Below are 11,870 nucleotides of genomic sequence, written 5' to 3' on the forward strand. Positions count from 1 at the left end.
CTTGATGGGTCGATCTGCGAAGGGCGTATTTGCTGTTACCTTACCAGCCTACCCTTCAACTTTGCGCCATTCTTGTTTTTGCCAGTGGCGGATTTTTGGCAAAGTAGCGTTTGATGCCTTTATGCAAGGCACCAGCCATCTTGTGCTGGTAGGTTTCATCAATCAGTTTTTGCTCTTCCTGCGGGTTAGAGATAAACGCGGTTTCTATCAAAATAGACGGGATATCCGGGGCTTTAAGTACGGCAAAGCCTGCTTGCTCGATGCTTTGTTTGTGCAGGCGGCTGATATTGCCGATCTCTCCCAGCATGGATTTGGCGAGTTTCATGCTGTCGTTGTTGGTGGCGGTCTGGGTTAAATCCATCAGTGTGTGGGCCAGTGCTTTGTCTTTCACATCAATTTTTACCCCGCCAATCAGATCGGCATCGTTTTGTGTTTGTGCCAGCCACTTGGCGGCGGTGCTGGATGCGCCTTTTTCAGACAGCATAAACACCGACGAGCCATTGGCGTCTGGCCGGGTAAAGGCATCTGCGTGGATGGAGACAAATAAATCGGCCTGTACGGCACGGGCTTTTTTAACGCGTACGCCAAGTGGCACAAAAAAGTCGCCATCACGCGTAAGCACAACACGCATATTCGGCTCGTTTTCTAATAGGTTTTTAAGTTTTTTGGCGATCGCCAGTACGACGGTTTTTTCATAATTGCCGCCGGGGCCAACCGCGCCGGGGTCTTCGCCGCCGTGGCCCGGATCCAGCACGATGGTAATGAGCCGGTCTACTTTCATTTTGCTGCGATCAACCGTGCCGTCTTCTTCTGCCTTTGTTTTTGTAGCAGGAGCAGGTGGGGCAGGCTTGATATCGCTGGTTTGATCGTCCAGAAACGCCAGTAGCGGATCATTTTGCGCAGCAGGATAGAGATCAATCACCAGGCGGTGCTTGTATTCGCCTACCGGGTTGAGTGTAAAAATCTGCGGTTTGATTTCTGTTTTTAAATCCAGTACCAGGCGCACAACGCCGGGTTTGTTGCGGGCGGCGCGCAGCTGCTGGATATAGGGATCATCACCACCTACTTTGCTGGCCAGGCTTTGCAGTTCATTATTGAGATCAATACCTTCCAGATCGACCACCAGCCGTTCCGGGTCTTTAAGTGCAAATTGTTTGAAGGTGAGCGAAACGGTAGATTCGATAGTCACGCGGGTATAGGCCTGCGCAGGCCAGACACGCACAGCCACTACGCTGGCGGCAGGAGCGGCAAAGCCAAGTGGCGTGATAGCCAGCAGCAGGCTGGCGCTTGCTCCACGCAAAACATCCCGGCGAGCCAGACTAAACGCAGCCGTTGCGGCATGTGTATCGGAGGCAGAAGAGGCCGGGTCTTGCTTTGTAGTCGTCATTAGCAGCTGCACTTTGTTTAAACCTGTTGGGTAAGACGATTGAGGCATGTTTGGCCTTGCTCACTAAATGCTTGGATATGGGCCACGCGGCTTGTTTGACCGGGTACTAAAGAGGCTTCGGGCGTTAAGGTAATGACCCAGTCAGGGGTAGGTAAAAGGCCTTCTGCTTTATCTGCCCATTCGATCAGGCAAATAGATCCGGGGTTAAAGTAGTCTCTAAAACCCGCATCTTCCCATTCGCTTGCGTCATTAAATCTATACAAATCAAAGTGATATAAGTATAAGTTAGAAACAGTATAAGGTTCAACCAGTGTATAGGTGGGGCTTTTTACCCGGCCGGCAAAGCCCAGCCCGCGCAGCAGACCCCGGCTAAGTGTGGTTTTACCTGCTCCCAGGTTGCCTTCCAGAAAAACCACCATGCCTGCCGCTACGCTTTGTGATAAACGCGCGCCCAGCGCCAGTGTGGCCTCTTCGTCGGCTAAAAAACATTTGAAATCAGTATTGTGTGGCATGGGCTATGGGATCCATTGGCTTAACGCTTATACGGTCTGGCAGGCAAAAAACGTATGAAGCCGGTATCATTGCGGTTATGCATACGTCTCCACCCTCATTAGATTATCAAAAACTCGCCCGGCAAATTAAAGGCTGGGCGCAGGAATTAGGTTTTGCCCGCGCCGGAGTGACCAGCATTGATTTAAGCCACGCCGAAGCCGGTTTGCAAGAATGGCTGGATGCAGGTTTTCACGGCGAGATGGATTATATGGCAAGGCATGGCATGAAGCGCGCCAGACCTCATGAATTACACGCTGGCACTATTTCACTTATTTCGGTTTTTTTGCCTTATTTGCCGCTTGCCGCCGCAAATTCGGAGGAAATTCTCGCCAACGGCAGTAAGGCCTATCTTTCCCGCTACGCGCTGGGGCGTGATTATCATAAGGTATTAAAGGGTCGTTTACAGCAATTGGCAGATCGCCTGGTTAAAGAAATTGGCCCTTTTGGCCACCGGGTGTTTGTGGATTCGGCTCCGGTGCTTGAGGTGGAAATCGCCACACAAGCCGGGCAGGGCTGGCGGGGTAAACATACTCTGCTGATTAACCGGGAATACGGCTCATACTTTTTTATTGGTGAGTTATTTACCGATTTGCCATTGCCAGCTGATCCGCAGCAACAGGAAGAGCATTGCGGGCGCTGTGCGCGCTGCATGACAGCTTGCCCGACCGGTGCGATTGTCGCACCCTATCAGGTGGATGCGCGGCGCTGTATCTCTTATTTAACCATCGAGCTTAAAGGCAGTATTCCGCTACCGTTTCGCTCCATGCTGGGCAATCGTGTCTATGGTTGCGACGATTGCCAGATGGTCTGCCCGTGGAATCGCTTTGCGGTAAACACTAAGGAAGCTGATTTTCATGTGCGCCATGGTCTTGATGATGTGACTCTGGTTGAGCTGTTTGCCTGGTCTGAGGCCGATTTCAAACAGAAAATGGCGGGTAGTGCCATTTTCCGGATTGGCTATGAGCAGTGGCTTAGAAATATAGCTGTGGGCCTTGGTAATGCGCCTGCCTCACCCGGGGTGATTACTGCTCTGATGGCCAGAGCAGGCGATCCTAGTGAGATTGTCAGAGAACATGTGCTGTGGGCCCTGGGGCAGCATGGTGTATATGACACAGATTTAAGGCCGGGTTTATTACTCTTTTAAATTATTTATCAGACAACAGCAGGCTATACCTGAAGCTGTAATGAGAAGGTATTTTTGGCTATGTTATTTAACAGGCGGGTTAATTAGTATGTAATGTGGCGGATAAGGATCTTATTAGAATAGTGATTGTTAATTGATAAATTTAATTTTTACCTTTACTCTGTTTTGTCGCCTAATCTGATAAGAGTGATTCTTTAAGTTTCAGGTATACATACTTATGTTTTTTTGTAAGAATCTTTTTAGTAATTGCCTATGCCTGCCTGATGCAGTTTACGGCAATGATGATATAAAATAAATTGATGCATTTTTAAGTAATAATTTTATGTGGTCATTCTATGTAAGAATCAAGTTTAAAGTGCGGCTTGTCTGGCTAAAATAGTTGTGTAAATTGAGTGAATCTAAGGAATAAAGCAGATTATGCAAATTGTGACGTGGAATGTGAATAGCCTAAAAGTACGGTTACCACAGGTATTGGAATGGCTGGATACTCATCCGGAAGTTACTGCACTTTGCCTGCAGGAAACAAAAATGGAAGACATTAATTTTCCGCAGGCAGAGATAGAAGCGGCTGGTTTTCAGGTGGTGTTTGCAGGGCAGAAAACATACAACGGTGTTGCAATTATTGCGCGGGAGGCTTTAAGCGATGTGGTGATAAATATCCCTGATTTTGCTGATCATCAGGTTCGTTTAATTGCAGCAACGGTAAAAGGGGTACGTCTGATTTGTGTTTATATTCCGAATGGACAGGCACTGGATTCTGAAAAATATCCGTATAAATTATCCTGGCTGCAAGCGCTGACACTGTGGCTGAAAACAGAAATGGAAAACCATACAAAATTGGCTTTGCTAGGGGATTACAATATTGCTCCTCAGGATATTGATGTGCATGATCCGGCAAAATGGGTAGGGCAGGTTTTGGTTTCAGAGCCTGAGCGTGCGGCTTTTCAGGCCTTGCTTGATTTGGGTTTAACAGATTCATATCGCTTATTTGATCAGCCGGAGAAATCTTTTTCATGGTGGGATTATCGTGGTTTTGGATTTAGAAAAAATGCCGGTATGCGAATTGATCATATTTTGTTGTCCCGGGAATTAGTCCCCTTATGCAGTGCGTGTGTGATTGATCGTGAGCCTAGAAATAATGAGCGGCCATCTGATCACACGCCTGTGATTGCAAGTTTGACGATCTGATGGCTTAGTTAAATAATTTTGGGAAATGCTAAATGGATAAAGCTAAATTATTGTCTGGCAGCAGTTTGTTCTGTGATTTAAGCCATGCAGAATTGACCGAGCTGGCTACCCAGACTGAATTGCGTAGTTTGCGTGCAAAGCAAACGGTGGTGGTGCAGGGCTCGGTAGGAGATGAGATGTTTGCCGTGCTGCACGGACGTTTAAAGGTTGTGCGCAGCAGCGATGAAGGGAAAGAGGCCACTATCTGTATCTTGGAAGCCGGAGAAATGTTTGGTGAAATCGCCATGCTGGACGGTGGGCTTCGCACAGCCACGGTAGAAACTTTAGAGGCCTGTGAGCTTCTGGTTTTACGCCGGGATAGTGTTATGCAGCATTTGGAACATCACCCTAAAGTGATGCATCAAATGATTACCGCACTTTGCCAGCGCTTACGTAATGCGGACGATTTTCTGCAAGATACACTGTTTTTAAATTTACCCCAGCGCCTGGGTAAAATGCTGAAACAATTAGCAAGGCAGCATGGTATTAAAGATGAAAATGGGATGTTGATTGATTTAAAGCTTACCCAGCAGGAGCTGGCCAATATGGTGGGTTCCAGCCGGGAAAGCGTGAATAAACAGCTGAGCGCCTGGATGGAATACGGCTGGGTGCAGATGGATATGGGGTTTATCCGCCTGGTGCAGATGGATCAATTGCCGGGGCATCCTTATTTTCATTAGGACAGATCGTTCCTGTACAGGTGAGAGTCCGGTATGCAATGGATGCCCGGCAAAATAAGGGTGGTGTTTTTATCTGCAGGTAAGGAGCAACCGGCTCTGGTGCCGGGTTATTTTTCGGCCAGTTTGGTATCCGTATAGGCGTAGTAATTTTTCCAGGCCCCGTAAACCAGATTCGGGTATTCGGCGCGGCCAAGACTGCCGTTATAGCGCCCTAATGCGCGGAAATAATCACCGTTTTCCATATCCAGATAGTGGCGCAATATCGTGCAGCCGTAGCGCAGATTGGTATTCATATCAAATAAATTGTGCCCGCTGCTGCCAATCGATCTTTGCCAGAAAGGCATAACCTGCATTAAGCCTCTTGCACCCACTACCGATAATGCATAGCGGTTAAAGCCGCTTTCTACATGCACAAGGCCCAGCACAAGCTGAGGGTCCAGGCCTGCCCGGCTGGCTTCGTAATGGATGGCCGTGAGCAGGGTGCGGCGGATAAATTCATCCGGTATACGTTTGGCTAGGCGGACGGACATCGCAGCCAGCCAGGCTTCACCTTCGGCAGGTGTGGCAAAGACCAGCCTGGGCGATTGCCCGTCATTAATCGATCTTTGCATTGCGGTTTGTACATTGGAGGAGAGCTGTTCTTCTTTTTGCGCGCCAGCGAAGGCAAAGCTGCAAAAAAACAAGCCTATTAAAAAAGAGTAGCGCATGAGTTTCTTTCTTTGGAATCAGCTTGGAATGTAGCTTTATCACCCGGGTAGGTCAACACGCAGCAATTAATTTTACGGCAATTGCCTGTTTATCTTCTGCTAATGCCAATAAACGATCGATATTGGGATGCTTTCCCGGAAAGGCAATCGCATCCTGGCTGTGTTCGGCATAAAGGCGTATGCCTTTGGCAGCAGCTACAGCGTTGATTGCGCCAAATTCCTGATATAAAGCATGATAAACCCGAACGCTGCCTGCCTGGCCGGGCTTATTTTCTATTCTTGCAATGATCGTTTCTCCATCAAGCAGCTCAAGGGCTGATAAATGATCAATTGCGGGCAGGCTGGCAAGTATATCGGCAAAAAGCATGGTTAATCCTGTTAAATGGAGGGCCGCTCATTATAAGGCGATCGTATTTTGCCGCTTGTTTAAGTGGGCCTCTATGGAGTTATTGTTCAGGCCACAGGCTGTAAATGTTTTTCTGGTGAAAAGCAGACCCAGGATATTGAGCCACAGCACCGGGTTTTAGCGGGACAAACACGCTGCTGTGGTTCAATTTTTGAGGTGATCGCTCCTTTGGCCGAAAATCTATTTAATCTTTATGGCGCAAGGAGTGGCTTTCCAGTTCATCAAACGATGCGTCATTAGGGGCTAGTTTTTGCGGGTGCACCCAGCTGATATCGCGCAGGCTGTGCTGTATTTGCTGGTCTACTCCAAGTAACTTTGCAAAAATGGCCATGCGTACCGGCACACCATTATCTGTCTGGCGGAAGATGGCCAGCCTGGGATCCTGATTTAAGTCGGTAGATAAATCATTCGCTCCCGGGCGACTGTCTCTGGGTAAGGGGTGCATCACAATCACATCGGGTTTGCAGAAGGTATCTACTGCCCGTAAATTGATTTGGAAGTTTTCACCGTAACCCTCCATTACTTCACCCTGCATCCGCTCTTTTTGTACGCGGGTAGCATAAATGACATCAGCTCCTGCAAGGCCGCTAGCCAGATTATCGGTGCACTCAATGACGTTTCCGTTTCGGCTGGCGGCATCCAGAATACTGGTTGGCATTTCCAGGCCGGCAGGCGCAAGCAGGGTGATTTTCAACCCCTGATAAAGCCCTAGTAATTTTGCCAGTGAATGCGCAGCACGGCCATGTTTTAAATCGCCCACCAGTGCAATATGGCTGCCATCAATGAGCTTATTAAGGCGCGAGAATTCGCGCTCCATTGTGTAGAGATCAAGCAGGGCCTGGGTGGGGTGCTCACCGGGGCCATCACCGCCGTTAATGATGGGGATATTGCTGGCTTGGGCGAATTCGGCCACTGCACCTTGCTCGGGGTGGCGCACCACAATCGCATCGGCGTAGCCACTGACTACGCGGCTGGTGTCGTAGATTGATTCACCCTTGGCCATGGACGAAAAAGTAAAGCCGGTGGTATCGCAAACCGAGCCGCCCAGCCTGCAAAATGCAGCACCAAAGCTGATGCGGGTACGGGTACTGGCTTCAAAAAACAGGTTGGCGAGTACGGCACCTTCGAGTACACGGCAGGTTTTTTGTCTGCGGGCCACCGGCTGCATGATGTCTGTGATACGAAACAGTTCTTCCACCGATTCACGTGAAAATTGCTCCACAGAAAGAAGGTGGGGAGCCCAGTGAGTGGAGTTGATATGGTGTGTGGGGGCTATTTTTGTATCTTTGCTGAGGATCTCGGTCAGAAAGCGTTCAACAATGGTGGGCATACTGCGGTGTTCATTGGAGTTGTCAGGTAATAACCAGCTGTCCAGAGCCCGGCGGCTGACCCCCAAGCGCTCTGTAAGCGCATCACGGGTCAGGTTAAGCAGACGCATGGCATCGCGAAGGGTCGTTTGTTGAGCGGATTGCATAATGGCACCTTATCTACACGTTGTGTGGATTGTGTGCTTTTTTTTATTTGATCGCAATACGCTTTGCGGTTTATTATTTTTATTTTATCTATTTTGCGTATAGATTATGGCTTATGGAGCCTGCAGCATCATAAAATGAGTGCTTACCTGCATTATTTACAAGTATTTTTCAGGCTCCGGCTGCATCGCTCCCCCAGACGTCCTCCATTGGTACCAGCCCTGCAATACGCTGGCTTTCGATTACGCCAATAATGCTGTAATCGATGTCTTCACTATCTCTTTCGATAATATTCTCCAGGGGCTGCCATTGTTTATTGAAGATAGCGGCAACAATTGGTGTTTGCTCGTTGATGCCGGGGCGCTTAACAATACCAACCTCGCCATTGAGTAATTGCACCACTGCACCTGGAGGATAAAGCCCCATGGTTTGGGTAAACAGGCGGCCCAGTTTGACATCAATGCTGTTAACAGAGCCTGTTAGTGAGGTGAGTAAAGCAAGATCGGAAAGTTGCCCGCGCCGCCAGGCATTGCGGGTCAGCATGGCACAATAGCGATCAGCAATGCCGATGAGACGAGCTTCAAAATGAATCGAATCGCCAGACAGCTGCTGTGGATAGCCGCTGCCATCGGGGATTTCGTGGTGCTGCAATACATAATCAAGCCAGAGTGGATCGGTTACGCCAAGCTTTCTCAGGGTGTCCCTGCCTTCAACCGGATGCACTTGCATCAATAGTCTTTGCTCATCAGTGAGCGGGCCGGACTGGGTGGATAGTTTTTCCTGAATGGCATACATGCCAATATTCATAGTCAATGCTGCGGCCACAACAGGGCGCCGCTCGGCGGGCGAGCGACCGAGATCACGCAGCGCCAGCTCTACGACACAAGCCACATTAATTGCATGCCGGATGGCGTAGGTTCCATCCTGGCGCAGCATGATCATGCCGATGACTACATTACGGTTCAGGGTACAAGCGCGGCCAAGGTGATCTGCAATTGTGCTGATATGGGCAGGAAATACACCTGCGTAGCTTTCTGATTTCGACAAAATCCGATCAAGCGCAGCGCGAGACTCAAAAATAAAACGGGGGGCAGAGGGAGGGCGCGATACTTTCTGTCCACCAGGTTGGGGGGATGAGGCCATGCAAAGCTCCGTATATATCCTTGTCATTTTATAGCAAGGAGAAGGAACGCACTGATGTAAGAGGGGTGTTTCTTTAAAATTAACTTTTATTTCAGATGAAAATATAATTTGTAAGTGTACTACCGTGCTGAAATATTGCTTTTGAGCCTGCTTTTTTAAATATGAATTGGTTTTGTATGTAGAAAAATGGCTGCAGAGTACAGCTTCTGTAGCCATTATATTGTAATGAAGTTTAGTCTGCTTCATCCATCCACATTAGCTGGATGGCCTCCAGTATTTTTTCACCACAGTGACTGGCATCATCATTAAAGCCTTCCAATTTCATAACCCACTGCATTAAATCGGTAAAACGTACGGTTTTAGGATCCAGATCAGGGAATTTATCTGCCAGTTGAATGGCAATTTCACGGGAATCTGTCCATTTCATGATTTAATCCTTTCTATGATCTGCGGATAAAGCGGCCTACATTTATCGGGTCTGGCATATTGAAATGCCGGCAGATTAATGATGCTCGCGGGCATGGTTGATTGTGTATTTAGGTATTTCTACTACCAGATCAGTATCTGTTAGGATTGACTGGCAAGACAGACGGGATTCTGCTTCCAATCCCCAGGCTTTATCCAGCATATCGTCTTCCAGCTCATCAGATGGGGCCAGTGATTTAAACCCCTCGCGAATAATCACGTGGCAGGTGGTACAGGCACAGGATTTCTCGCAAGCGTGTTCAATTTCAATATCGTTGGCGAGCAGCACATCGCAAATTGATGTGCCTGCTTCAGCTTCAAGTACAGCCCCTTCGGGGCAGAGCTGGGGGTGAGGTAGAACTACAATTTGAATCATGATTCATCCTTGGTATAGCTGGCTTATCACGCAAAAACCCTCTTTTTAGCCCTTTCTGAAAGCACTTAATAAATTTCTCAGTGTGCTTTGTGTATTCGGGTCTCTGCGTTTACAGATTTTTGGTGTTTAGGGTTACATCCCAGCAATTTGCTTACCTGCCAGGCCACGTTTTACCGCAGCGTTCATACGCTTGGCTGCAAAGTCACCGGTGGCTTCGTTTAGCTTTTCGGTGGCGGCGTGGATGGCGTTGGCGTCTTTTTCCTGCATGCTACTCATTAGCTGCTGCAAGCCGGTTTGAATGGCTGCTTGCTCTTCTACATTAAGTAGATCGCCATCTTGCTGCAGGGCAGCAGTACTTGCGTTGATGAGGGACTCTGCATCAACCAGTGCCTCGGCCAGCTTACGGGCTTGTATATCGGCACTGGCGTATTGCATGGAGTCGGTCAGCATGGTGGTAATTTCCTCGTCAGATAATCCGTAAGAAGGTTTCACCATAATGCTGGCCTCAATGCCTGATGATAGCTCCCGTGCCGCAACTGATAGCAAGCCATCTGCATCGACCTGAAACGTTACACGAATTCGGGCCGCGCCAGCCACCATTGGCGGAATACCGCGCAGCTCAAAGCGTGCCAGGCTGCGGCAGTCGCTCACCAGCTCGCGCTCGCCTTGCAATACATGGATGGCCATAGCTGTCTGGCCATCTTTAAAGGTGGTGAATTCTTGTGCTCTGGCGGTAGGAATGGTGCTGTTTCTGGGGATGATTTTTTCCACCAGATTGCCCATGGTTTCCAGCCCGAGGGAAAGCGGAATCACGTCCAGCAGCAGCCATTCATTTTCCCCTTTATTACCTGCCAGCACATTGGCCTGAATCGCGGCGCCAATCGCAACGACTTTATCGGGGTCCAGATTGGTGAGCGGTTCTTGCTTAAAGAAATCAGCAACAGCACGGCGCACTTGTGGCATACGGGTGGCGCCGCCTACCATGACCACGCCCTTGATATCACTGACTTGCAGTTTGGCATCGCGTAAGGCTTTGCGTACAGGGGTGATGGTGTTGCTGACAAGGGTGTGGGTAATTTCGCGGAGTGTTTCTACGGTGAGTGCCACATCCACTACCACGCCTTCGCTTAGTACTGCTGTAATGCGGGTGGTGGGGTGATCAGAAAGCGCTTCTTTAGCTTCACGCGCACGGGTGAGCAGTACGCGGGCATCCTGGGCGTTCAGCGCGGACAGGCCGGTTTCCTGCAAAATCCAGCAGTAAATACGGTGATCAAAATCATCCCCGCCCAGCCGTGAATCGCCCGAAGTGGCGCGTACTTCAAATAAACCACGGGTCAGCTCCAGGATGGATACATCAAAAGTGCCGCCACCTAAATCGTAAATAACATAGGTGCCTTCGCTGCCATTATCCAGGCCATAGGCAATAGCGGCGGCAGTGGGTTCATTGAGTAGGCGAAGTACATTGAGGCCTGCGATTCGTGCCGCGTCTTTGGTGGCCTGGCGTTGTGCATCATCAAAATAGGCCGGTACAGTGATCACTGCGCCAATCAGATCGCCGCCCAGGCTTTGTTCGGCGCGGGTTTTAAGGGTACGCAAAATCTCTGCCGAGACTTCAACCGGGCTTTTTACCCCGACGCGGGTGGCTATTTTGAGCATGCCCGGCTCGTCTACAAAGCGGTAAGGTGTGGCTAAATCGGCAATGTCATTGATGCCACGGCCCATAAAACGCTTTACTGAACTGATGGTATTACCGGGGTCATCGTTTTGGCGCGCCAGTGCGCTGCTGCCTACGTGAATTGCACCATCCTTGCCGTAGTTCACCACAGAGGCCAGCAAGGTACGGCCTTGCTCATCGGGCAAACAGACGGCGCTGCCACTTTTTACCGAGGCGATCAAAGAATTGGTCGTGCCAAGATCAATGCCTACTGCAAGGCGGTGTTGATGGGGCTCGGCAAATAGACCAGGCTCAGAGATTTGTAATAAGGCCATATTTCATCCGTAAGATAGAGCAAGTGCATGTCAGTAGAGGTTAATACCCCATGGTAAAACCCACCCTTAAACCACGGATGTAAAGGAGAACACGGAGGTACATGGAGTAAAGCATTATTTAGGGTTTTGATCGAAATGAACCCCGCTACAGCTTTTCCGCCATCCCCGAGTTTTTTGATTGGGATCCAGTCGCTCGCCTGGATCCCTGTCAAAGACATGCGGGAATGGCGCTATTTCATTGTGGGGAATTAATAATGGCCATATCCCTAGGGTTTTTTCCGTGAAACTCCGTGTCCTCTGTGTTATCCGTGGTTAAAGATTT

The 11,870-nt window shown here is 49.3% G+C and carries 12 protein-coding genes; 3 read left to right on the forward strand and 9 right to left on the reverse strand.

Annotated elements, in window-relative coordinates; all coding sequences use genetic code 11:
• Positions 1 to 55: 55 nt before the first annotated feature.
• Together EJO50_RS01390 and tsaE are read right to left on the reverse strand one after the other, a co-directional pair.
• Complete coding sequence (locus EJO50_RS01390; protein WP_125971232.1) at positions 56 to 1,387, reverse strand: N-acetylmuramoyl-L-alanine amidase; 1,332 nt, start codon at positions 1,385 to 1,387, stop codon at positions 56 to 58.
• A gap of 17 nt (positions 1,388 to 1,404) precedes the next feature.
• Positions 1,405 to 1,899: a tRNA (adenosine(37)-N6)-threonylcarbamoyltransferase complex ATPase subunit type 1 TsaE gene (gene tsaE, locus EJO50_RS01395; RefSeq protein WP_125971233.1), complete on the reverse strand. Its 495-nt coding sequence runs from the start codon at positions 1,897 to 1,899 to the stop codon at positions 1,405 to 1,407.
• Positions 1,900 to 1,976: 77 nt separating this feature from the next.
• On the opposite strand from tsaE, the gene queG reads away from it, so the two are divergent.
• The 3 genes from queG (at position 1,977) to EJO50_RS01410 (ending at position 4,990) form a co-directional block, all read left to right on the forward strand.
• The gene (gene queG / locus EJO50_RS01400; protein WP_125971234.1) at positions 1,977 to 3,083 is read left to right on the forward strand and encodes a tRNA epoxyqueuosine(34) reductase QueG; all 1,107 of its coding nucleotides are present in this window, start codon (positions 1,977 to 1,979) and stop codon (positions 3,081 to 3,083) included.
• Positions 3,084 to 3,500: 417 nt separating this feature from the next.
• Positions 3,501 to 4,271, forward strand: a complete 771-nt coding sequence (gene xth, locus EJO50_RS01405; RefSeq protein ID WP_125971235.1) for an exodeoxyribonuclease III — start codon at positions 3,501 to 3,503, stop codon at positions 4,269 to 4,271.
• 32 nt (positions 4,272 to 4,303) lie between these two features.
• Positions 4,304 to 4,990: a Crp/Fnr family transcriptional regulator gene (locus tag EJO50_RS01410; RefSeq protein WP_125971236.1), complete on the forward strand. Its 687-nt coding sequence runs from the start codon at positions 4,304 to 4,306 to the stop codon at positions 4,988 to 4,990.
• A gap of 107 nt (positions 4,991 to 5,097) precedes the next feature.
• Here EJO50_RS01410 and EJO50_RS01415 read toward each other — a convergent pair whose 3' ends face one another.
• The 7 genes from EJO50_RS01415 to hscA all read right to left on the reverse strand — a co-directional run bounded on the left by EJO50_RS01415 (position 5,098) and on the right by hscA (position 11,548).
• A complete protein-coding gene (locus EJO50_RS01415; protein WP_125971237.1) occupies positions 5,098 to 5,697 on the reverse strand; it encodes a lytic transglycosylase domain-containing protein in 600 nt (199 codons plus the stop codon).
• 52 nt (positions 5,698 to 5,749) lie between these two features.
• Positions 5,750 to 6,064 carry a DUF2322 family protein gene (locus tag EJO50_RS01420; RefSeq protein ID WP_125971238.1) on the reverse strand — a complete coding sequence of 105 codons (315 nt, stop codon included), beginning with the start codon at positions 6,062 to 6,064 and terminating at the stop codon, positions 5,750 to 5,752.
• A gap of 223 nt (positions 6,065 to 6,287) precedes the next feature.
• Entirely contained in the window at positions 6,288 to 7,577 is a 1,290-nt protein-coding gene (locus EJO50_RS01425) for an aspartate carbamoyltransferase (RefSeq protein ID WP_125971239.1), read from the reverse strand.
• A 169-nt stretch (positions 7,578 to 7,746) separates the two neighbouring features.
• Entirely contained in the window at positions 7,747 to 8,718 is a 972-nt protein-coding gene (locus tag EJO50_RS01430; RefSeq protein ID WP_164521398.1) for an HD-GYP domain-containing protein, read from the reverse strand.
• Between the two features lie 232 nt (positions 8,719 to 8,950).
• Positions 8,951 to 9,145 carry a Fe-S cluster assembly protein IscX gene (gene iscX / locus EJO50_RS01435; protein WP_125971241.1) on the reverse strand — a complete coding sequence of 65 codons (195 nt, stop codon included), beginning with the start codon at positions 9,143 to 9,145 and terminating at the stop codon, positions 8,951 to 8,953.
• 75 nt (positions 9,146 to 9,220) lie between these two features.
• Positions 9,221 to 9,559: an ISC system 2Fe-2S type ferredoxin gene (gene fdx / locus EJO50_RS01440; RefSeq protein ID WP_125971242.1), complete on the reverse strand. Its 339-nt coding sequence runs from the start codon at positions 9,557 to 9,559 to the stop codon at positions 9,221 to 9,223.
• 132 nt (positions 9,560 to 9,691) lie between these two features.
• Complete coding sequence (hscA, locus tag EJO50_RS01445) at positions 9,692 to 11,548, reverse strand: Fe-S protein assembly chaperone HscA (RefSeq protein ID WP_125971243.1); 1,857 nt, start codon at positions 11,546 to 11,548, stop codon at positions 9,692 to 9,694.
• Positions 11,549 to 11,870 lie beyond the last annotated feature (322 nt).

The sequence above is a fragment of the Iodobacter ciconiae genome, assembly GCF_003952345.1.
Classification (GTDB): Bacteria; Pseudomonadota; Gammaproteobacteria; order Burkholderiales; family Chitinibacteraceae; genus Iodobacter; species Iodobacter ciconiae.

Bases quoted from the DNA above. Each gene is read 5' to 3' on its own strand.
- EJO50_RS01390 (WP_125971232.1), bottom strand. From the start codon at position 1,387: ATGACGACTACAAAGCAAGACCCGGCCTCTTCTGCCTCCGATACACAT.
- EJO50_RS01430 (WP_164521398.1), bottom strand. From the start codon at position 8,718: ATGGCCTCATCCCCCCAACCTGGTGGACAGAAAGTATCGCGCCCTCCC.
- EJO50_RS01415 (WP_125971237.1), bottom strand. From the start codon at position 5,697: ATGCGCTACTCTTTTTTAATAGGCTTGTTTTTTTGCAGCTTTGCCTTC.
- EJO50_RS01410 (WP_125971236.1), top strand. From the start codon at position 4,304: ATGGATAAAGCTAAATTATTGTCTGGCAGCAGTTTGTTCTGTGATTTA.
- EJO50_RS01420 (WP_125971238.1), bottom strand. From the start codon at position 6,064: ATGCTTTTTGCCGATATACTTGCCAGCCTGCCCGCAATTGATCATTTA.
- xth (WP_125971235.1), top strand. From the start codon at position 3,501: ATGCAAATTGTGACGTGGAATGTGAATAGCCTAAAAGTACGGTTACCA.
- iscX (WP_125971241.1), bottom strand. From the start codon at position 9,145: ATGAAATGGACAGATTCCCGTGAAATTGCCATTCAACTGGCAGATAAA.
- queG (WP_125971234.1), top strand. From the start codon at position 1,977: ATGCATACGTCTCCACCCTCATTAGATTATCAAAAACTCGCCCGGCAA.
- EJO50_RS01425 (WP_125971239.1), bottom strand. From the start codon at position 7,577: ATGCAATCCGCTCAACAAACGACCCTTCGCGATGCCATGCGTCTGCTT.
- tsaE (WP_125971233.1), bottom strand. From the start codon at position 1,899: ATGCCACACAATACTGATTTCAAATGTTTTTTAGCCGACGAAGAGGCC.
- fdx (WP_125971242.1), bottom strand. From the start codon at position 9,559: ATGATTCAAATTGTAGTTCTACCTCACCCCCAGCTCTGCCCCGAAGGG.
- hscA (WP_125971243.1), bottom strand. From the start codon at position 11,548: ATGGCCTTATTACAAATCTCTGAGCCTGGTCTATTTGCCGAGCCCCAT.